The sequence below is a fragment of the Ralstonia sp. OTU4908 genome, assembly GCF_038440115.1.
GTDB lineage: Bacteria > Pseudomonadota > Gammaproteobacteria > Burkholderiales > Burkholderiaceae > Ralstonia > Ralstonia pickettii.
Genome location: NZ_JASATD010000005.1, coordinates 71,861 through 90,701, shown reverse-complemented (window position 1 = coordinate 90,701; position 18,841 = coordinate 71,861). Strand labels below are relative to the sequence as shown.

Below are 18,841 nucleotides of genomic sequence, written 5' to 3'. Positions count from 1 at the left end.
CGTGGCAACACCCGAGGGCTGCGCTGCCGGCGATCGCCACCAGATCACCGTGATTGGCGCCGGCATTGTCGGCACGGCGTGCGCCCTGCAATTGCAACGTGATGGCCATCAAGTCACGCTGCTCGATCAGGCCGGCATTGGCGAGGGTTGCTCGTTCGGCAACGCCGGCTGCCTGAGCGTGGCGTCGGTCGTGCCGATGGCGCTGCCGGGCATGCTCAAGCAGGTGCCCAAGTGGCTGGCCGATCCGATGGGCCCGCTGACGGTGCGTTGGCCCTATCTGCCGCGCGCGCTGCCGTGGCTGCTGCAATGGGTGTTTGCGGGCAACGAGACGCAGGCCCGTGCGACGGCGCAGCCGCTGGCAAACCTCTTTGGCGCAACCTTTCCCGGCTATCGCAACCTGCTCGACGCCGCGCAATACGACAGCCTGATCCGCCAGACGGGCCACCTGTATGTATGGCGCACGCTGGCGCGTTCGTCGGGCGATGTGCTGGCACAGTCGATTCGCGATGCCACGGGCGTGCGCTCGCAAGCCCTGAGCGCTGGTGAAGCGCGCGAACTGGAACCTGCGCTGGCCGCCGACATCCAATCCGGTCTGCTGCTGCCCGACAACGGCTTCACGATCAACCCGGAACAGCTCGTCAAAACGCTGGCAGCCAACTTCATGGCCGCGGGTGGCACCTTCCTGCGCCGCAAGGTGCTGGACGTGGAGTTCGGCCGCAGCGACTACGGCGGCCCGACGCGGCTGCACACCGATTGCGGCACGCTGCCCCTGTCGAAGCTGGTGCTGTGCGCGGGTGCGTGGTCGATGCGGCTGGGCGCAAAGCTCACCAGCATCCGCATTCCGCTCGACACGGAACGCGGCTATCACGCCACGCTGCGCGCGCCCAGCGTGCAGCCTTCACGGCCAATCATGGATTGCGAGCGCAAGTTCATCGCGACGCCCATGGAAGGCGGCCTGCGCATTGCTGGCACCGTGGAGATCGGCGGGTTGGACGCTGCGCCCGACTACCGCCGCGCCCGCATCCTCATGCGACAGGGCCAGCAGCTCTTCCCCGGCCTCGGCTTTACGGACGACAGCCAATGGATGGGCCATCGGCCCTCTCTACCCGACAGCCTGCCCGTGATCGACCGCTCGGAGCGCTACCGCAACGTGTTCTTCGCGTTCGGGCACGGCCACCTGGGCATGACAGGCGCGCCAGGCACCGCCCGACTCATCGCCGATCTGGTCAGCGAGCGCACGCCTTTCATCGACGGCCGCCCCTACGGCCTGCAACGGTTCCGCTAGCGCCAGCCACGGCAAGAACCCGGCCGCCGACTGCACTGCCGCATAGTTTGTGCACAACATTTAGGCAATCCGGCGGTTTGGCGGTAAAATCCCGTCCTCGCATTTTTCACTCCCGTCGCTCCGCCCGATCGTCATTCGACTCTGGGCGGAAGGGGTGATTTTTCGTTTCTTTCAGCCGCGTCTTTCTCGACAGCCTTGCAGATCGGACCGCATACCCTTCGCAACAACCTGTTCGTCGCCCCCATGGCGGGCGTGACGGACCGCCCGTTCCGTCAGCTGTGCAAACGGCTGGGCGCGGGCTATGCGGTGTCCGAGATGGTCGCGTCCAACGCGCAGTTGTGGAAAAGCGAGAAGACGATGCGGCGCGCCAACCACACGGGCGAGGTCGAGCCGATCGCCGTGCAGATTGCCGGCGCCGAGCCGATGATGATGGCCGAGGCCGCGCGCTACAACGTCGATCGCGGCGCGCAGATCATCGACATCAACATGGGCTGCCCCGCCAAGAAGGTGTGCAATGTGGCCGCCGGTTCTGCCCTGCTGCAGAACGAGCCGCTGGTCCAGCGCATTGTCGAGGCCGTGGTGGGTGCGGTCGGCGACCGCGTGCCCGTGACGCTCAAGATCCGTACCGGTTGGGACCGCGAACACCGCAACGCATTGAGCGTGGCGCGCATTGCACAGGACGCCGGCATCAGCATGCTGACCGTGCATGGCCGCACGCGCGCCGATCTGTATCACGGTGAAGCGGAATACGACACCATCGCCGCGGTCAAGGCGTCGGTGCGCATTCCGGTAGTGGCCAATGGCGATATCACCACACCGGCCAAGGCCAAGCACGTGCTGGCCGTGACCGGCGCCGACGCCATCATGATCGGCCGCGCGGCGCAGGGGCGCCCGTGGCTGTTCCGCGAGATCGAGCATTTCCTGCAGACCGGCACGCTGCTGCCGGCGCCGGAAGTGGAAGAGATTCGCGGCATCATGAACGCGCATCTGGAAGAGCACTACGCGTTCTATGGCGAATACACCGGCGTGCGCACCGCACGCAAGCACATCGCCTGGTACACGCGCGGGTTGGCGGGGGCCAACCTGTTCCGCCACCGCATGAACACCATCGAGGACACAGTGGCCCAGCTGGCCGCCGTCAACGCGTTCTTCGACGAGCAGCGTGCGCTGTCCGACCGGCTGGTCTACGAAGACCAGGCAACCGGTGGCGACCACCCCACGACGGGCAACAACGACAACAACAAGGAACTGCTTGCCGCATGAGCCGCAACCCGATCGAACGTTGCATCCGCGACAGCCTGGATGCGTATTACCGTGACCTGGACGGCGAAAACCCGTCCAACGTCTACGACATGGTGCTGCAGGCCATCGAGCGGCCGCTGCTGGAAACCGTGATGGAATGGGCTTCCAACAACCAGTCGCAGGCGGCCGACTACCTCGGCATCAACCGCAATACGCTGCGCAAGAAGTTGCAGCAGCACGGCCTCATCTGAGGTTGCGGGCCGGCCTTTGAACCGATTTCCCTTCTGACGGCGCCTTCTGCCAGTTCGGCAAACCCAGCGCCACACCCGCCCACCGGCGTTTCCACCATGATCCAGCAAGCCCTGCTTTCCGTTTCCGACAAGACCGGCATCGTCGACTTTGCCCGTGCCCTGCACGAGCGCGGCGTCAAGCTCCTCTCCACCGGCGGCACCGCCAAGCTGCTCGCCGAATCCGGCCTGCCCGTGACGGAAGTGGCGGACTACACCGGCTTCCCGGAAATGCTCGACGGCCGCGTCAAGACGCTGCACCCGAAGGTGCACGGCGGCATCCTGGCCCGCCGCGACCTGCCTGAGCACATGGCCGCACTGTCCGAACACAGCATCCCGACCATCGACCTACTGGTGGTGAACCTGTACCCGTTCCAGCAGACGGTGGCCAAGGACGAATGCTCGCTGGCCGACGCCATCGAGAACATCGACATCGGCGGCCCGACCATGCTGCGCTCGGCGGCCAAGAACCATCGCGACGTGACGGTGATCGTCGATCCGGCCGACTACGCCACCGTGCTGGCCGAAATGCAAGCCAACAACAACACGGTCGGCTACGAGACCAACTTCATGCTGGCCAAGAAGGTGTTCGCGCACACCGCGCAGTACGACGGCGCGATCACCAACTACCTGACGAGCCTCGGCGCCGACAAGTCGCACAGCACGCGCAGCGCCTATCCGCAAACGCTGAACCTCGCCTTCGACAAGGTGCAGGAAATGCGCTACGGCGAGAACCCGCACCAATCCGCCGCGTTCTATCGCGACCTGAAGGCCGTCGACGGCGCGCTCGCCAACTACACGCAACTGCAGGGCAAGGAGCTGTCGTACAACAACATCGCCGACGCCGATGCGGCGTGGGAATGCGTGAAGTCGTTCGACCCCGCCAAGGGCGCCGCCTGCGTCATCATCAAGCATGCCAACCCGTGCGGCGTGGCCATCGGCGTCACCGCGCAAGAGGCGTATGAGAAGGCGTTCAAGACCGACTCCACCTCGGCCTTCGGCGGCATCATCGCCTTCAACGTGCCGCTGGATGATGCGGCCGCACAGGTGGTGGCTAAACAGTTCGTAGAAGTGCTGATCGCCCCGGGCTTCTCGGAAGGCGCACGTTCGGTGTTCGCCGCCAAGCAGAACGTCCGTGTGCTGGAGATTCCGCTGGCGAATGGGGCAAATGCGGGCGTGAACGCATACGACTTCAAGCGCGTTGGCGGCGGCCTGCTGGTGCAGAGCCCGGACGCCAAGAACGTGCAGCCGAGCGAGCTGCGCGTGGTGACCAAGCGCCACCCCACGCCGAAGGAAATGGACGATCTGATGTTCGCCTGGCGCGTCGCCAAGTTCGTCAAGTCCAACGCCATCGTCTTCTGCGGCGGCGGCATGACGCTGGGCGTGGGCGCCGGCCAGATGAGCCGTGTGGACTCGGCCCGCATCGCCAGCATCAAGGCGCAGAACGCCGGCCTGACGCTGGCCGGTTCGGCTGTGGCATCGGATGCGTTCTTCCCGTTCCGCGATGGCCTGGACGTGGTGGTCGATGCTGGCGCCTCCTGCGTGATCCAGCCGGGCGGCTCGGTACGCGACGATGAAGTGATCGCCGCCGCCGACGAGCGCAACGTGGCGATGATCTTCACCGGCACCCGCCACTTCCGCCACTAAACGGCCCGGTCGTTCGACCGATCAGCGGGGCAAGGCGTAAACTGGCGCCTTGCCCCGTTTCCATTTCTGCCCACTTCCTTCATGCGCATTCTCGGCATCGATCCCGGCCTTCGCACCACGGGTTTCGGCGTGCTCGAACGGCACGGGCACAAGCTCGTCTACGTGGCCTCGGGCACGATCAAGAGCAATGGCAATGCCGACCTGCCCAGCCGTCTGAAGACGCTGTATGACGGGGTGTCTGAGCTGGTGAGCACATACCGGCCGGACTGCGCTTCCATTGAAAAGGTGTTCGTCAACGTCAACCCGCAATCGACGCTGCTGCTCGGCCAGGCCCGCGGCGCGGTGATCTGCGGCCTGATGAGCGGCAACCTGCCCGTGTTCGAATACACCGCGCTGCAACTGAAGCAGGCCGTGGTCGGCTACGGCCGCGCCAACAAGGACCAGGTGCAGGAAATGGTCGTGCGCTTGCTCAACCTCGCAGGCAGACCGGGCGCCGATGCGTCCGACGCGCTGGGCGTGGCGATCTGCCATGCGCACGGCGGCGAGACGCTGGCCGCCATGGCTGGTCTGGCGCCGCAGCTTGCGCAAAAGGGGCTGCGCGTGCGGCGCGGCCGCCTCGTCGGCTGACAGGATTCTCAAAGCCGGCGGGGTAGCAGCATCCAGGCACGGCGACTACCATGCGGGTACCCGTCTTCAGGAGCCTCCGATGCCTCGCCGCCTCATCCTGCCGACCCTGCTGATCTTGAGTACGTCCGTCGCCCTCTCCGCCTGCCGGCTGGAGTACCACCACGGCAGCGGTGGCGGTGGCAACACCACGCCCATCGCCACCCTCCAGGTGATCGGCCATCGCGGTGCCTCCGCATTGCGGCCGGAACACACGCTGGCCTCGTACCAGAAAGCCATCGACGACGGCGCCGACATCATCGAGCCGGATCTCGTCTCCACCAAAGACGGCGTGCTGGTTGCGCGCCACGAGAACGAAATCTCCGGCACGACCAACGTGGCCGACGTGGCCGCGTTTTCCGGCCGCAGGACCACCAAGACGATCGACGGCCAGAGCGTCACGGGCTGGTTCACCGAAGACTTCACGCTTGGCGAATTGAAAACGCTGCGCGCACGCGAACGCATCCCGAGCATCCGCCCCGACAACGTCGCCTACAACGACCAGTTCGACATCCCCACACTCGACGAGATCATCGCGCTGGCGCGGGACCAATCCGCCAAGCTCGGCCGCAACATCGGCATCTATCCGGAGACGAAGCACCCGACGTACTTCCAGTCGATCGGCCTGCCGCTCGAAGACAGGCTGATCGACGGCCTGCGCCGTGACGCGTTCACGGCCAGCCGCACGACGGTCTACATCCAGTCGTTCGAGGTCGCCAACCTCAAGGCCATTCGCAACAAGATCGGCAGCAGCCAACCGAACTGGAAACTCGTGCAGCTGATGGGCACATCCGGACGACAGCCCTACGATTTTGTAGTCGCCAAAGACAGCCGTACCTTCGGCGACATGATGACGAGCCAAGGGATGCGCGACATCGCCGCATACGCCAACGGCGTCGGCCCGGACAAGAGCAGCATCATGGGCCTGGATGCGAACGGCAAGCTGACCGATCCGACCGACCTGATCCGCAACGCGCACAACGCCGGGCTGATTGTCCATCCGTACACGTTCCGCCCGGAGAACACCTTTCTGCCGCCGTCGCTGCGCAGCGGTGCGGACAACACGCGCAACGTCAACGGCTCGATTACCGAGATCCAGGCGTTCCTGCGCGCGGGCGTGGACGGCTTCTTCACGGATGATCCTGCCGTCGGGCGGCAAGCCGTGTCGACCTTCAAACGCTAGCCCTCGCGCATCGGAGCCGTCGGCAGCGGCAGAGACCGGACCGGGCCGTGCGGTGGGTTTGGGCTACACTGCGTCCCGTTTTGGAGGAGGAACCCCACCCATGATCGGACGCATCGCCGGGACGCTGATCGAAAAGAACCCGCCGCACCTGCTGGTCGATTGCCACGGCGTCGGCTACGAAATCGACGTGCCGATGAGCACGTTCTACAACCTCCCCGCCACCGGCGAGAAGGTCGTCCTGCTCACGCAGCAGATCGTGCGCGAGGATGCGCACCTGCTCTACGGTTTCGGCACCGCCGCCGAACGTGAAACCTTCCGCCAGCTCATCAAGATTTCAGGCATCGGCGCCCGCATCGCGCTGGCGGTGCTGTCGGGTATGTCGGTGGCCGAACTCGCGCAGGCCGTCACGCTGCAGGAAGCCGGGCGGCTGACGCGCATCCCGGGCATCGGCAAGAAGACGGCCGAGCGCCTGCTGCTCGAACTCAAGGGCAAGCTCGGTGCCGACCTGGGTACGGTGCCCGGCGGCCCCGCCGTCTCGGACGACGCGGTCGACGTGCTCAACGCCCTGCTGGCACTGGGGTATTCCGACAAGGAAGCGGCGCTCGCCATCAAGCAGGTGCCGGCCGGCACGGGCGTATCCGAGGGGATCAAGCTAGCGCTCAAGGCGCTATCCAAAGGCTGAAGCCCGCGGCGCGGCAAGACGGTAGAATGGCCTGCTCGCGCCTTCCCGGCGCCGTCTGCCCGTCATGATCGAAACCGACAAGCTCGCCGCCAAGGCTGTCTCTGCTGAGCGCATCATCTCAGCCTCCCCCGCCTCCCCCAATGAGGAGGCGTTCGAGCGGGCGCTGCGCCCCAAGCTGCTCGACGAATACGTCGGTCAGGAAAAGGTGCGCGGCCAGCTCGACATCTTCATGACCGCGGCCAAGAACCGCAGCGAAGCGCTGGACCACGTGCTGCTGTTCGGGCCGCCGGGCCTCGGCAAGACGACGCTGGCGCACATCATCGCGCGCGAAATGGGCGTCAACCTGCGCCAGACTTCCGGCCCCGTGCTGGAGCGCCCGGGCGATCTGGCCGCGCTGCTCACGAACCTCGAAGCCAACGACGTCCTCTTCATCGACGAGATTCATCGGCTCTCGCCCGTGGTGGAAGAAATCCTGTACCCGGCGCTGGAGGACTACCAGATCGACATCATGATCGGCGAGGGCCCGGCGGCGCGCTCGGTCAAGCTCGATCTGCAGCCCTTTACGCTCGTGGGCGCCACGACGCGCGCCGGCATGCTGACCAACCCGCTGCGTGATCGCTTCGGGATCGTCGCGCGTCTGGAGTTCTATACACCGGCCGAACTGGCGAAGATCGTCACGCGCTCGTCGGGGCTGCTGAACGCCCACATCGTGGACGAAGGCGCGCTTGAAATTGCGAAGCGCTCGCGCGGCACGCCCCGTATCGCCAACCGCCTGCTGCGCCGCGTGCGCGACTTCGCCGAAGTCAAGGCCGACGGCATCATCACCCGCGAAGTCGCCGATGCCGCCCTCGCCATGCTCGACGTGGATGCGGTCGGCTTCGACCTGATGGACCGCAAACTGCTCGAAGCGATCCTGCACAAGTTCAATGGCGGGCCGGTCGGCATCGACAACCTGGCAGCCGCCATCGGCGAAGAGCGCGACACCATTGAAGACGTGCTCGAGCCCTACCTGATCCAGCAAGGCTACCTGCAGCGCACGCCACGCGGCCGCGTGGCCACGGCTTCGGCATACCAGCACTTCGGGCTGGGCGCTCCGAAGAGCGGCCCGGTGCGGGACCTCTGGGACGACAACCAATAACCTCCGCGCACCCCGACATGTCTGCCGCCCCGCACCACCCGAATCGCACGTTCCGATACTACGACTTCATCATGGCGGCCTTCGTCACAGTGCTGCTGTGCTCGAACCTGATCGGCGCGTCCAAGGCGGCGCAGGTCACGTTACCGGTGCTCGGATCGGTCACCTTCGGCGCTGGCGTGCTGTTCTTTCCAATTTCCTACATCTTCGGCGACATCCTCACCGAGGTGTACGGTTACGGGCGTGATCGGCGCGTGGTGTGGGCGGGCTTTGCCGCACTGATCTTTGCGTCGTTCATGTCGCTGGTCGTGCTGGCGCTACCGGTGGCGCCCTTCATGGCCGGTTATCAGAAGAGCCTGAACGACGTGTTCGGCAACACGCCGCGCATCGTCGCCGGGTCGCTCATTGCGTTCTGGTGCGGCAGCTTCGCCAACAGCTACACGCTGGCGAAGATGAAGATCGCGACGGAAGGAAAATGGCTGTGGACGCGCATCGTCGGATCCACCGTGGTGGGCGAGGCGGTCGATTCGTCGCTGTTCTACGTGATCGCCTTCTACGGCATCTGGCCCCACGAACAGGTGCTGCGTGTCGCCATTGCGCAATACATCCTCAAGACTGGCTGGGAAATCGTCGCAACGCCGCTCACCTACCGCGTCGTCGCCTTCCTCAAGCGCGCCGAGAACGAGGATTACTACGACCGCGACACCAACTTCACGCCGTTCCGGCTGAAGGTTTAAGGAACACGGCGGTCCACTTCGTCGAGCACCAGCAAATCCAGGTGCGCGACATCCCCCCATTGCAACACGGTCAGTTGATGACCATCGGATGAAAGCCGGTTGATGCTCGCGTTGCGCAGCTCGTGCTGGCGCGGCTCGGTGAGCGTCATGGCGTTGGCGTGGCGGTACAGGCAATCGAGCACGCCGCCGTGGCTGACCAGCGCGATGCGCTCGCCGGGGTGGCGACGGATCAGCCGGAGCGCAGTCTCGACCGCACGTTCGTGGAATTCAGTGAGGGTCTCGCCGCCGGGCGGGGCAAATTCGGGCACGCGGTTCTGCCAGGCATCAAAGTCGTCCGGATGCCGTGCGGCAACTTCGGCGTAGGTCAGACCTTCGAACTGGCCGTAGCAGCGCTCGCGCAAACCGGCGTCGTCGCGCACGGGCACGCCCACTTCATCTGCCAGCGCCCGCGCCGTCTGCCTGGCGCGCGACAGATCGCTCGCATAGACCGCATCGAACCGCTCGCGCGCGAGTGCCTTGCCCAACTGCGCAGCCTGCTCCAGCCCTTGCGTGTTCAGCGGCACGTCGAGTTGGCCTTGCAGGCGCCGTTCACGGTTCCAGTCGGTCTCGCCGTGGCGGATGAGCACGATGTGGGTGATCTGCAGCATCGGCAGGGGGATGGCGGCGGCGCGTGGCATCACAAGGTTCCTGGACGAGTCAGACAGATTTGGCCACGTCCGGCGTGGCTATCTTTGCAGCAGATGCAGCAGCTTGCGGCGCAACCTGCAACCAAAACGTGACCGGGCCATCGTTGACGAGCGACACCTTCATGTCGGCACCAAACTCGCCGGTCGCCACGATCGGGTGCTGCGCACGCGCGCGCGCCACGAAGTGTTCGTACAGGCGGCGGCCATCTTCCGGCGGCGCGGCGGGGGTAAAGCTCGGCCGCGTGCCGGACTTGGTGTCGGCCGCCAGCGTGAACTGCGACACCAGCAGCAAGCCGCCCTCCTGCCCGTTGCCGTCGATGTTGCGCACGGGCAGGTTCATCTTGCCCTGCGCGTCGGAGAACACGCGATAGTTCAGCAGCTTCTCGAGCAGACGATCGGCCTCTGCAGCGGTGTCACCGCGCTCCGCACAGACAAGCGCGAGCAGGCCCGGGCCGATCTCGCCGACGACGCGGCCGTCCACACGGACCGCCGCCTCGGACACACGCTGGATCAGTCCGATCACTTCAGCACCACGCGCGCAAAGCGACGCTTGCCGACCTGCATCACAAACGTGCCGGCGTCGATCTTCAAGGCCTTGTCGCTGACGACGGTACCGTCGATCTTCACGCCGCCCTGCTCGATGTTGCGGTTGGCGTCCGACGTGGACGGGCAGAGCCCAGCCTGCTTCAGCAGTTGTGCAATACCCAGTGGTGCGCCCGACAGCTCGATCTGCGGAATGTCGTCCGGCACACCGCCGCGTGCGCGGTGGTTGAAGTCTTCCAGGGCGCGTTCGGCGTCCGCCTGGCTGTGGAAGCGCGCAACGATCTCCTGCGCCAGCATCACCTTGCAATCGCGCGGGTTGCGGCCCAGCGCGATCTCTTGCTTCATCAGGTCGATCTCGGCCAGGGGGCGGAACGACAGCAGCGTGTAGTACGTCCACATCAGGTCGTCGGAGATGCTCATCAGCTTGCCGAACATCTCGTTGGGCGCCTCACTGATACCGACGTAGTTGCCCTTGGACTTGGACATCTTCTCGACGCCGTCCAGGCCAACCAGCAGCGGCATCGTCAGGATGCACTGCGGCTCCTGGCCGTATTCCTTCTGCAGTTCGCGGCCGACCAGCAGGTTGAACTTCTGGTCGGTGCCGCCCAGTTCCAGATCGGACTTGAGCGCGACCGAGTCGTAGCCCTGCATCAGCGGGTAAAGGAATTCGTGCACCGAGATCGGCACGCCGGCCTTGTAGCGCTTGGTGAAGTCATCGCGCTCCATCATGCGGGCGACGGTGTACTTGGCGGCGAGCTGGATGATGCCGCGCGCGCCCAGCGGGTCGCACCACTCGCTGTTGTAGCGGATCTCGGTCTTGCTCGGGTCCAGAACCATGCTGGCCTGGCGGTAGTACGTCTGCGCGTTGGTCTCGATCTGCTCGCGCGTGAGCGACGGGCGCGTGGCGTTGCGGCCGGACGGGTCACCAATGGTCGACGTGAAGTCGCCGATCAGGAAAATCACTTGGTGGCCCAGGTCCTGCAACTGGCGCATCTTGTTGAGCACCACCGTGTGGCCGATGTGGATGTCAGGCGCCGTGGGATCCAGGCCCAGCTTGATGCGCAGCGGCACACCTGTCGCGGCGCTCTTGGCCAGCTTCTGCTCCCACTCGGCAGCGATCAGCAATTCGTCGCAGCCGCGCAGCGACACTTCCATCGCGTGCGCCACCTCCAGGGTGACCGGATACTTTGGTTTGCCCGGCGTAGCGTTGTCGGAAGCGGCGGAAGTGGCAGGTGCAGTCATGGCAAAAGGAAAGGTCACCGCGCCGCACAGGGAAAACGGCGCGAACGGATCAACAATCAGGGAAAAGGTGCGTGCACGATGGCCGACATCAATTGAAGCGTGCCGGCCGCGCGATCCGGGGATTTTACCGTGATGTGTCCATTTGGCCTGCCATTGCGCTGGTAAGCTGTCGCGCATGAGCCATCCGAACCACACCGCACTCTCTACCGATCGCTACATCGGCCTCATGTCGGGCACCAGCCTGGATGGCGTCGATGGCGTACTGGCGGACTTTTCCGGCGAAACCCCGACCGTCCTCGCCGACGCGTACGTGCCCTTCTCGCCCGAGTTGCGCCAGCGCTTCCTGGACCTGCAACACGCCGGCCACGACGAGATCCATCGTGAGGCGCTGGCCGCCAATGCGCTGGCCATGGCCTACGCCGACTGCGTTGCCCGACTGCTTGCCGCAACCGGCCTGGCCGCGCAGGACGTGCGGGCCATCGGCGCGCACGGGCAGACCATCCGTCATCAGCCCGGCACCCACGATGGCATCGGCTACACGCGCCAAACGCAGCACCCGGCGGTGTTGGCCGAGCGCACCGGCATCGATGTCATTGCCGATTTTCGCAGTCGCGACATCGCCGCCGGCGGCCAAGGCGCCCCCCTCGTTCCGGCACTGCATCGCGCGCTGTTCGGCCTGCCCGATGCTTGGCGAGTGGTCTGCAACATTGGCGGCATCGCCAACCTCACGATCTTGCCGCCGCAGGCCTCCAACGCGCGCGACGCCGTACTTGGCTTCGACTGCGGCCCGGGCAACGCGCTGATGGACTATTGGGTTCACATGCACCGCGATACCCGCTACGACGCCGACGGCGCCTGGGCCCGCAGCGGACACGTCGACGAGATGCTCCTTGCGCGCTTGAAGGCTGAACCGTTCTTCGCGGCGCTGCCGCCCAAGAGCACCGGCCGCGACCTGTTCAACCCGGCATGGCTGCAACAAATCCTCGGCGATGCGCTGAACACCGCGCGCCCCGAAGATGTTCAAGCCACGCTGCTCGCGCTCACGGCGGACACCATCACCGATGCCGTACATACCCATGCGGCACAGGCGGCGTCACTACTGGTCTGTGGTGGTGGCGCCCGCAACGGCGCGCTGATGGCACGCATCGCGCAGCAATTACCGGGGGTGCAAGTCGCTCCGACGGAGGTGTTCGGTGTGCCCGCACATCAGGTGGAGGCGCTCGCATTCGCGTGGCTCGCGCGCCAGTGCCTGCTCCGCGCCCACGGCAATCTGCACACCGCGACCGGCGCATCGGGCGGTCGCATCCTCGGCGCGATCTACCCGGCTTGAGCCCCAATCTGCAGCCAACAAAAAAGCGCACCGAAGTGCGCTTTTTCTTTTACAGCGATATGGCGTCAGACCGAGAACGACGAGCCGCAACCACACGTGGTCGAAGCATTCGGGTTCTTGATGACGAACTGCGCGCCGTTGATGTCTTCCTTGTAGTCGATCTCGGCGCCCACCAGGTATTGGTAGCTCATCGAGTCGATCAAGAGCGAGACGCCATTCTTCGTCATGGTCGTATCGTCTTCGTTGGTCTCTTCGTCAAAGGTGAAGCCATACTGGAAGCCCGAGCACCCGCCGCCTTGCACGAACACGCGCAGCTTCAACTCTGGGTTACCTTCTTCTTCAATCAGTTGCTTGACCTTGTCCGCAGCGCTGTCTGTAAAGACCAGCGGAGCCGGAACCTCGTTCACATCGGGCGTGGCTGCCTGCGCGACTGCGTTCATGAAAATCTCCTGTGGGAACGACTGAAACTTGCCTGTATTTTAAGCGCAAGCTGCAAATCGTGCCGAAGCCCCGCGTTTCAAGTGGGCATTGTGCGGTGCGCCAGCAACGGCCGGCGCGGGATGTGATCAATCCTGGTTGGAGGCCAGCTTGAGGTTGGGCAGCAGCTTCACATCGCCAGGCGCCGCGTGCGTCAGCGTGCCCATGACGACTGCGCCTTGGTGCATTTCCAGCGCCGCATACTGCACGTTGCCCTCAATGCGCGCCTTCGGCTGCAGTTCCAGCAGCTCCGCCACGTGCACCGGGCCAACCACCGTCCCGTTCAGGATCAGATGGCCGACGTGCACCTCCCCCTCGACACGCGCACTGTCGGTAATCACCAACATGCTGGGCTTGTCAGGATCGCCGTAGATGTTGCCCTTGATCTCGCCATCAATCCGCAGACCGCCCGAGAAACGCAGATCCCCCTCCAGCTTGGTACGGGCACCCAGTAGCGTTTCGATCGCTAGCCCTTTCTTTTTGCCAAATAGCATCGTCGACTCCTCTGTGTACGGATCCTCGACAGGACAACGCCCGTCAGATGGAAAAACTCTGGCTCGCTTTGATCTTGCCGTTCTGCAGCACTTTCACCATCACCGATTGCACCGTGGCGCCGGGGGGCACGTCCACCCAGCCCTCGAGGCGCTGGTAGTGCGTGAGCTTGACGCGGGCGCTGGTCGCAGGTGATCCACTCGCTGCGGCGCCCGGGAAATCGATCGTAGCAGGTTTGCCACCCTGCACTACGTTAAGCGTGAGCGCCAGCTGCCCCTCGAATTCGGACACCGGCGCGAAGGCCTTGCCGCCGCCCTGCATCAGCAGAACCCGGAACCGCATGCGCGTCGGCTGCGCCTCATCCGGCGCGATGCGGAAGCTGCGCACGTAGATACCAGCGGAATTGGTGGGGGCGGGCAACAGACTGTCAAAGAACGCCAGATCCTCCTTCAACTGAGCGTTTTCAGTCTCCAGTGCCTTGAGTTGCTCGGCCATCTGCGCCTGAGCACCTTCGGCGATCCCCAGACGGGCATCCACCGTGCCGGCCGATGCGGAAAGCTTGTCGCGCTCGGCCTGCACGGCGGCCAACTTGGCAGCCAGCTCGCGATTCATTGCGCGCAAATCGGCATCGTGCGGCCCGGTCAGGCGGCGCCCTTCTTCGAACGCCCACAGCGCCGCGGCTGCCGCTAGCCCCAGTACGACCGCGACCAGCAAAACTGTTACTGGCCAAGGCAGGCGCGAACGGACAGTGACGTTCGGCGCGAGCACGGAAGCGCGACGCAACAAGCGACGCGCCTTCATGCGCGCACCTCCTGACCCGTCTTGCGGATCAGAATCGGATTAGGAGAAACAGCGGATTGCATCATACGGGCCGAACGCTAACGAAGTGTGAATTGTAGTCCTGCGGACATGTCGGAGCTGTTGCAAAGGGTAAGCAACGCGCCCAAAACATCACATCGTTTAGTTCGAACGCTCAAAACAAAAAACCACACCCGAGGGTGTGGTTCTTTGCTGAAGCAGGTGGAAGCGGATTAACGCTTCGAGAACTGCTTGGCGCGGCGGGCCTTGCGCAGACCAACCTTCTTACGCTCGACTTCACGTGCATCGCGCGTCACCAGACCGGCCTTCGACAGGGCGGGCTTGAGCGTTGCATCGTAATCGATCAGGGCGCGGGTGATGCCGTGACGCACGGCACCGGCTTGGCCGGTTTCACCGCCACCGACCACGTTCACCTTGATGTCGAACGTAGCGGCGTGGTTGGTCAGTTCCAGCGGCTGACGCACGATCATCAGCGAGGTTTCACGAGCGAAGTACTCGTTGATGGCCTTGCCGTTGACGATGATGTCGCCCTTGCCGGACTTGATGAAGACACGTGCCACAGCGCTCTTGCGGCGGCCGGTGCCATAGTTCCAGTTTCCGATCATGGATTAGGCCCCTTAGATTTCCAGCGCTTTCGGCTGCTGAGCTTCGTGCGGATGCGAGCCTTCGGCGTAAACTTTCAGCTTCTTGATCATCGCGTAGCCCAGCGGACCCTTCGGCAGCATGCCCTTCACAGCCTTTTCCAGGGCACGGCCCGGGAAACGCTGCTGCATCTTGCCAAACGTCGTTTCGTAGATACCGCCCGGGTAACCCGAGTGGCGATAGTACTTCTTGTCGGTCGTCTTGGCGCCCGTCACGCGCAGCTTGGCTGCGTTGATGACGATGATGAAATCGCCGGTATCGACGTGCGGAGTGAATTCGGGCTTGTGCTTGCCGCGCAGTCGGTGTGCCACTTCGCTGGCGACACGCCCGAGGACCTTGTCCGTCGCGTCAATCACGTACCAATCGCGCTTCACCTCATGGGGCTTTGCGGAAAAGGTCTTCATGATTTTTCCAAATATTGAGTCAGTGCCCGAGTGGACCCGTATCGCGCTGAGAACTTGCGTTCAGACTGCTCACGAACGGATCGTCTTGCGGACGCCTGCGCAACCTCATGCAAGGTCATCGCCGGCCCGCCTTCCCGCTTGTTGGTGCGGGCTCTCTGGATTTCTTTTCCGCGGGCAATCCGGAAAAGATTTCGATTGTACCCCGCAGAGACCCCTTGACACAAGAAAAAAGGCACCAACGTGACCGACGGACAAAAAAAACCCAAGCCATCAAGCTTGGGTTTGAATCCACCAAAGGAGGAGGGTGGAGGAGACACCTGCTGATCGTTGACTTGGTGGGTTGCACCGCATCAGTCGATCCAATGGTGCAAATTATATCCACTTCTGGGGCACGCGCAAGGAAATTTGCACTACGAAATTGAATTTCGTAATGCGGAATACAAATCGGGTGAGCGAAGTTTGAGAATTTACTTTATAAATCAACGGTTTGCTCACAATTGCCGTCGACCCAGCCAGCCAACGCTAGAGCTATTCCTCAAATTCGCGCGCGATTTGGGTGCACAAGTGACGGGTTGCACCTTTTCGCATGGGTGTCACTGTCAAGCCGCGTTCACCCTAGGCATGCCAACGCGTGCGAGGGTCGATGGCTACAATGTGGCTTTCCGTCGGCGCTGGCCGACCCTCTGCACAAGGATTGGACATGGACTGCACAGTGAGCTGGACCGGCCCGGATGGCATGGCGTTTTTGGCGGAAACCGGCAGCGGCCATCTCGTCACGATGGATGGTGCGCCGGACGGGGGTGGCCGCAATTTGGCACCGCGCCCCATGGAAATGGTCTTGCTGGGCACCGGTGGCTGCACCGCATATGACGTGGTGCTGATCCTCAAACGCGGTCGCCAGGACGTGCAGGGCTGCAGCGTCAAGCTGCACGCCGACCGCGCCGAGACCGACCCCAAGGTCTTCACGCGCATCCACTTCACCTTCACGGTGACGGGGCGCAATCTGAAACGGGAAACGGTGGAGCGCGCGGTACAGCTTTCGCACGAGAAGTATTGCTCGGCGTCGATCATGCTGGCCAAGACGGCCGAGATTACGCACTCGTTGGAACTGGTGGACCTCGCCACGCAGCCAACGGCATCGGAATAAGAAGCGAAGCGGACCGATAAGCCGGATTCTGTGCGCCGCGTGGCCGAAACCAGCGGCGTGACAACCATTCCTCTAGACCGGCTGTTGCCAGCCGGCTCAAGCTCCCTACCCGCAGACTCAGCGAGCCGCTTCATCGCCTGCTTACTTGGGATTGCTCCGGGTGGAGGTTACCGCGTTTCACCCTTCGCCCTGACCGAAGCCGGGGCGAAGACTCGTCTCTGTGGCCCTATTCCGCACGTCACCGTGGATGGTCGTTAGCCATCACCCTGCTCTATGGAGTCCGGACTTTCCTCCCCTTCCGCTCGCACGAGGCGGCGGAAGCAGCGGTTGTCTGGTCCGCTTCGCGAGGCGCGAGTCTAGCACTGTTCGGGTAAGAATCGCCGCCGGCCCGGGCGAAAGACTGACGTGTCCAGATAGAAGCCGGCGTCTTCGTTGGCATCGCACCACCCGGGGATCCCCATGACGGGCAACGGACGGAAATTGCCCGGCGCGAGATCGGCGTGCAGGAGCGTCGCGGCCAGCGCAGCGTCTAGCGAGGGGCGGTTCGCCGGCAACGCAGCCACGCGCACTGGCCACGCATGTGCGGTGATCGACTTGTAAGGCGCGACCAGCTTTTCCAAGACTGCGTGACCAAACGGCAGAACGGCGCACGTGGCGCCCCACGCAGCCCTGCCCTCGACGAACAAGCCGCGCCAGTCGAATCCGGTCAGACAGCGCTCCGGCGCGTCTTCGGTGTGCACGAAGATCAGAGCGTTTTCGTCGAACAGCGTGGCGGCATCGCGGACGGTGCCGCGTGCCGCGCCAATCCCGTCCTGCGTGATCGCCCGCGCCTGGCGCGCGTTGAGCGCTGCCTTCGCACGCGGCCAATGCAGCCAGATCAGGGCGTTGAAAAAGTCGTGGAGATTGTCCCGCGTCGGCACCTGGCCGGTGGCGGCGATGTGTGCTTCGTACGCGGCGCCGGCCGGCAGTGCATCTTGCGGGACGAAGCGCAGAGCATGGCCGCTGCACGTGCGGATCGCTTGTGCCGCCGGCTGTGCGTTCAGTGCGTCTCGAAGATCGGCGCCACGCGAGATTGCCTCTGCAAGCGGCGCGCCCACTGCAGCGAGCGGTGCGAACGCCGGATGGCTCCAATCGATCGCACCCAAGCATTCCACTGCCAAATCAGACCGACTTCCAGCGCAGCATCTCGCCGCCGCGCAGTGGCACCAGCGTCTGCTCACCGAACGGGACTTCGGCGGGAAGCTGCCATTGCGAGCGCGTGAGCGTGAGCGTGCCGGCGTTGCGCGGCAAGCCGTAAAAGTCCGGCCCGTGCAGGCTCGCAAACCCTTCGAGCTTGTCGAGTGCGTTGGCGTCTTCAAAGGCCTCGGCGTACAGCTCCATGGCGTGCAGCGCGGTGTAGCAGCCGGCGCAGCCGCAGGCGTGTTCCTTCACACCCTTGGCGTGCGGCGCGCTGTCGGTGCCAAGGAAGAACCGCGGGTGACCCGAGGTGGCCGCTGCCACCAGCGCCAGGCGGTGCGTTTCACGCTTGAGCACCGGCAGGCAGTAGTAATGCGGGCGAATACCGCCGACGAACAGCGCATTGCGGTTGTACAGCAGATGATGCGCGGTGATGGTCGCGCCAACCGGGCCTTCCGCATCGCGCACGTATTCGGCGGCGTGCTTGGTGGTGATGTGCTCGAACACGACCTTCAGCGCGGGAAAATCGCGGCGCAGCGGCAGCATCACGGTGTCGATGAACACGGCCTCGCGGTCGAAAATGTCGACGGTCGGGTCCGTCACCTCGCCGTGCACGAGCAGCGGCATGCCGACTTCCTGCATCGCTTCAAGCGTCTTGGCGCAGCGCCGCAGATCGGTCACGCCGGCATCGCTGTTGGTCGTGGCGCCGGCCGGATACAGCTTCACGCCGTGGATGAAACCACTGGCCTTCGCTTCGCGGATCACCTCGGGCGAGGTGTTGTCGGTGAGGTACAGCGTCATCAGCGGCTCGAACTGCGTGCCGGCGGGCAGCGCGGCAAGGATGCGTTCGCGGTAGGCCCGCGCCTGCGCAGTCGTGGTCACCGGCGGCTTGAGGTTGGGCATGATGATCGCCCGGCCGAACTGGCGCGCGGTGTCGCCCACCACATCGGCGAGCGCATCGCCGTCGCGCAGGTGCAGGTGCCAGTCATCGGGGCGGACGATCGTAAGAGTGTCGGTCATGG

Annotated in this window: 21 protein-coding genes and 1 other RNA gene; 11 read left to right on the top strand and 11 right to left on the bottom strand. The window is 64.4% G+C overall.

Going from position 1 to position 18,841, the window contains the following annotated elements; genetic code table 11:
- Position 1: 1 nt before the first annotated feature.
- The 9 genes from AAHM38_RS06485 (at position 2) to AAHM38_RS06445 (ending at position 8,861) form a co-directional block, all read left to right on the top strand.
- On the top strand, positions 2-1,285 hold the full coding sequence (locus AAHM38_RS06485) for an FAD-dependent oxidoreductase (protein WP_116575874.1): 1,284 nt from the start codon (positions 2-4) through the stop codon (positions 1,283-1,285).
- A 195-nt stretch (positions 1,286-1,480) separates the two neighbouring features.
- Positions 1,481-2,548, top strand: a complete 1,068-nt coding sequence (gene dusB / locus AAHM38_RS06480; protein WP_012761189.1) for a tRNA dihydrouridine synthase DusB — start codon at positions 1,481-1,483, stop codon at positions 2,546-2,548.
- Complete coding sequence (locus tag AAHM38_RS06475; RefSeq protein ID WP_004635563.1) at positions 2,545-2,778, top strand: Fis family transcriptional regulator; 234 nt, start codon at positions 2,545-2,547, stop codon at positions 2,776-2,778. Before dusB ends, AAHM38_RS06475 begins: the two co-directional genes overlap by 4 nt.
- 96 nt (positions 2,779-2,874) lie before the next feature.
- The gene (gene purH / locus AAHM38_RS06470) at positions 2,875-4,461 is read left to right on the top strand and encodes a bifunctional phosphoribosylaminoimidazolecarboxamide formyltransferase/IMP cyclohydrolase (protein WP_116575873.1); all 1,587 of its coding nucleotides are present in this window, start codon (positions 2,875-2,877) and stop codon (positions 4,459-4,461) included.
- Between the two features lie 81 nt (positions 4,462-4,542).
- A complete protein-coding gene (gene ruvC, locus AAHM38_RS06465; protein WP_012761187.1) occupies positions 4,543-5,088 on the top strand; it encodes a crossover junction endodeoxyribonuclease RuvC in 546 nt (181 codons plus the stop codon).
- A 79-nt stretch (positions 5,089-5,167) separates the two neighbouring features.
- Entirely contained in the window at positions 5,168-6,307 is a 1,140-nt protein-coding gene (locus AAHM38_RS06460) for a glycerophosphodiester phosphodiesterase (RefSeq protein WP_116575872.1), read from the top strand.
- Between the two features lie 100 nt (positions 6,308-6,407).
- Positions 6,408-6,989, top strand: a complete 582-nt coding sequence (gene ruvA / locus AAHM38_RS06455) for a Holliday junction branch migration protein RuvA (RefSeq protein ID WP_004635578.1) — start codon at positions 6,408-6,410, stop codon at positions 6,987-6,989.
- A 64-nt stretch (positions 6,990-7,053) separates the two neighbouring features.
- Positions 7,054-8,127, top strand: a complete 1,074-nt coding sequence (gene ruvB, locus AAHM38_RS06450; RefSeq protein WP_004635579.1) for a Holliday junction branch migration DNA helicase RuvB — start codon at positions 7,054-7,056, stop codon at positions 8,125-8,127.
- A 17-nt stretch (positions 8,128-8,144) separates the two neighbouring features.
- Positions 8,145-8,861, top strand: a complete 717-nt coding sequence (locus AAHM38_RS06445; RefSeq protein ID WP_012761184.1) for a queuosine precursor transporter — start codon at positions 8,145-8,147, stop codon at positions 8,859-8,861.
- Here the strand turns inward: AAHM38_RS06445 and AAHM38_RS06440 are convergent.
- Genes AAHM38_RS06440 through tyrS form a run of 3 tightly spaced genes read right to left on the bottom strand, consistent with a single transcriptional unit; the run spans position 8,858 to position 11,332 of the window.
- Entirely contained in the window at positions 8,858-9,538 is a 681-nt protein-coding gene (locus tag AAHM38_RS06440; protein ID WP_009239120.1) for a histidine phosphatase family protein, read from the bottom strand. The genes AAHM38_RS06445 and AAHM38_RS06440 overlap by 4 nt on opposite strands.
- 19 nt (positions 9,539-9,557) lie before the next feature.
- Positions 9,558-10,070 (bottom strand): D-aminoacyl-tRNA deacylase, encoded by a 513-nt coding sequence (gene dtd, locus AAHM38_RS06435; protein WP_116575871.1) that lies wholly within the window; start codon positions 10,068-10,070, stop codon positions 9,558-9,560.
- Positions 10,067-11,332, bottom strand: a complete 1,266-nt coding sequence (gene tyrS / locus AAHM38_RS06430; RefSeq protein ID WP_116575909.1) for a tyrosine--tRNA ligase — start codon at positions 11,330-11,332, stop codon at positions 10,067-10,069. Before tyrS ends, dtd begins: the two co-directional genes overlap by 4 nt.
- 175 nt (positions 11,333-11,507) lie before the next feature.
- On the opposite strand from tyrS, the gene AAHM38_RS06425 reads away from it, so the two are divergent.
- Positions 11,508-12,662: an anhydro-N-acetylmuramic acid kinase gene (locus AAHM38_RS06425; protein ID WP_012761180.1), complete on the top strand. Its 1,155-nt coding sequence runs from the start codon at positions 11,508-11,510 to the stop codon at positions 12,660-12,662.
- Positions 12,663-12,727: 65 nt separating this feature from the next.
- Here the strand turns inward: AAHM38_RS06425 and erpA are convergent, their stop codons facing one another.
- The 5 genes from erpA to rplM form a co-directional block, all read right to left on the bottom strand.
- Positions 12,728-13,102 (bottom strand): iron-sulfur cluster insertion protein ErpA, encoded by a 375-nt coding sequence (erpA, locus tag AAHM38_RS06420; RefSeq protein WP_004633183.1) that lies wholly within the window; start codon positions 13,100-13,102, stop codon positions 12,728-12,730.
- A 126-nt stretch (positions 13,103-13,228) separates the two neighbouring features.
- Positions 13,229-13,633, bottom strand: coding sequence for a bactofilin family protein (locus AAHM38_RS06415; RefSeq protein WP_012761179.1), 405 nt, complete (start codon positions 13,631-13,633; stop codon positions 13,229-13,231).
- 43 nt (positions 13,634-13,676) lie between these two features.
- Positions 13,677-14,432, bottom strand: coding sequence for a DUF6776 family protein (locus AAHM38_RS06410; protein ID WP_012761178.1), 756 nt, complete (start codon positions 14,430-14,432; stop codon positions 13,677-13,679).
- 230 nt (positions 14,433-14,662) lie between these two features.
- A complete protein-coding gene (gene rpsI, locus AAHM38_RS06405) occupies positions 14,663-15,055 on the bottom strand; it encodes a 30S ribosomal protein S9 (protein WP_004633190.1) in 393 nt (130 codons plus the stop codon).
- 12 nt (positions 15,056-15,067) lie between these two features.
- A complete protein-coding gene (gene rplM, locus AAHM38_RS06400; RefSeq protein ID WP_009239122.1) occupies positions 15,068-15,496 on the bottom strand; it encodes a 50S ribosomal protein L13 in 429 nt (142 codons plus the stop codon).
- A gap of 700 nt (positions 15,497-16,196) precedes the next feature.
- Between rplM and AAHM38_RS06395 the strand changes: the two genes are divergently transcribed.
- Entirely contained in the window at positions 16,197-16,643 is a 447-nt protein-coding gene (locus tag AAHM38_RS06395) for an OsmC family protein (protein ID WP_004633197.1), read from the top strand.
- A gap of 1 nt (position 16,644) precedes the next feature.
- Here the strand turns inward: AAHM38_RS06395 and rnpB are convergent.
- The 3 genes from rnpB to pyrC form a co-directional block, all read right to left on the bottom strand.
- Positions 16,645-16,986: RNase P RNA component class A (rnpB, locus tag AAHM38_RS06390), an RNA gene on the bottom strand.
- A 13-nt stretch (positions 16,987-16,999) separates the two neighbouring features.
- A complete protein-coding gene (locus tag AAHM38_RS06385) occupies positions 17,000-17,797 on the bottom strand; it encodes a DUF3025 domain-containing protein (RefSeq protein ID WP_012761177.1) in 798 nt (265 codons plus the stop codon).
- 7 nt (positions 17,798-17,804) lie between these two features.
- Positions 17,805-18,839, bottom strand: coding sequence for a dihydroorotase (pyrC, locus tag AAHM38_RS06380; RefSeq protein ID WP_012761176.1), 1,035 nt, complete (start codon positions 18,837-18,839; stop codon positions 17,805-17,807).
- Positions 18,840-18,841: the final 2 nt, after the last annotated feature.

What these genes read in the sequence shown, in the direction of transcription:
- purH (WP_116575873.1), top strand. Translation starts at nt 2,875, where the DNA reads ATGATCCAGCAAGCCCTGCTTTCCGTTTCCGACAAGACCGGCATCGTC.
- rpsI (WP_004633190.1), bottom strand. Translation starts at nt 15,055, where the DNA reads ATGATCGGAAACTGGAACTATGGCACCGGCCGCCGCAAGAGCGCTGTG.
- AAHM38_RS06475 (WP_004635563.1), top strand. Translation starts at nt 2,545, where the DNA reads ATGAGCCGCAACCCGATCGAACGTTGCATCCGCGACAGCCTGGATGCG.
- pyrC (WP_012761176.1), bottom strand. Translation starts at nt 18,839, where the DNA reads ATGACCGACACTCTTACGATCGTCCGCCCCGATGACTGGCACCTGCAC.
- ruvB (WP_004635579.1), top strand. Translation starts at nt 7,054, where the DNA reads ATGATCGAAACCGACAAGCTCGCCGCCAAGGCTGTCTCTGCTGAGCGC.
- AAHM38_RS06395 (WP_004633197.1), top strand. Translation starts at nt 16,197, where the DNA reads ATGGACTGCACAGTGAGCTGGACCGGCCCGGATGGCATGGCGTTTTTG.
- AAHM38_RS06425 (WP_012761180.1), top strand. Translation starts at nt 11,508, where the DNA reads ATGAGCCATCCGAACCACACCGCACTCTCTACCGATCGCTACATCGGC.
- ruvC (WP_012761187.1), top strand. Translation starts at nt 4,543, where the DNA reads ATGCGCATTCTCGGCATCGATCCCGGCCTTCGCACCACGGGTTTCGGC.
- AAHM38_RS06410 (WP_012761178.1), bottom strand. Translation starts at nt 14,432, where the DNA reads ATGAAGGCGCGTCGCTTGTTGCGTCGCGCTTCCGTGCTCGCGCCGAAC.
- AAHM38_RS06460 (WP_116575872.1), top strand. Translation starts at nt 5,168, where the DNA reads ATGCCTCGCCGCCTCATCCTGCCGACCCTGCTGATCTTGAGTACGTCC.
- tyrS (WP_116575909.1), bottom strand. Translation starts at nt 11,332, where the DNA reads ATGACTGCACCTGCCACTTCCGCCGCTTCCGACAACGCTACGCCGGGC.
- AAHM38_RS06440 (WP_009239120.1), bottom strand. Translation starts at nt 9,538, where the DNA reads ATGCCACGCGCCGCCGCCATCCCCCTGCCGATGCTGCAGATCACCCAC.
- erpA (WP_004633183.1), bottom strand. Translation starts at nt 13,102, where the DNA reads ATGAACGCAGTCGCGCAGGCAGCCACGCCCGATGTGAACGAGGTTCCG.
- ruvA (WP_004635578.1), top strand. Translation starts at nt 6,408, where the DNA reads ATGATCGGACGCATCGCCGGGACGCTGATCGAAAAGAACCCGCCGCAC.
- rplM (WP_009239122.1), bottom strand. Translation starts at nt 15,496, where the DNA reads ATGAAGACCTTTTCCGCAAAGCCCCATGAGGTGAAGCGCGATTGGTAC.
- AAHM38_RS06415 (WP_012761179.1), bottom strand. Translation starts at nt 13,633, where the DNA reads ATGCTATTTGGCAAAAAGAAAGGGCTAGCGATCGAAACGCTACTGGGT.
- AAHM38_RS06445 (WP_012761184.1), top strand. Translation starts at nt 8,145, where the DNA reads ATGTCTGCCGCCCCGCACCACCCGAATCGCACGTTCCGATACTACGAC.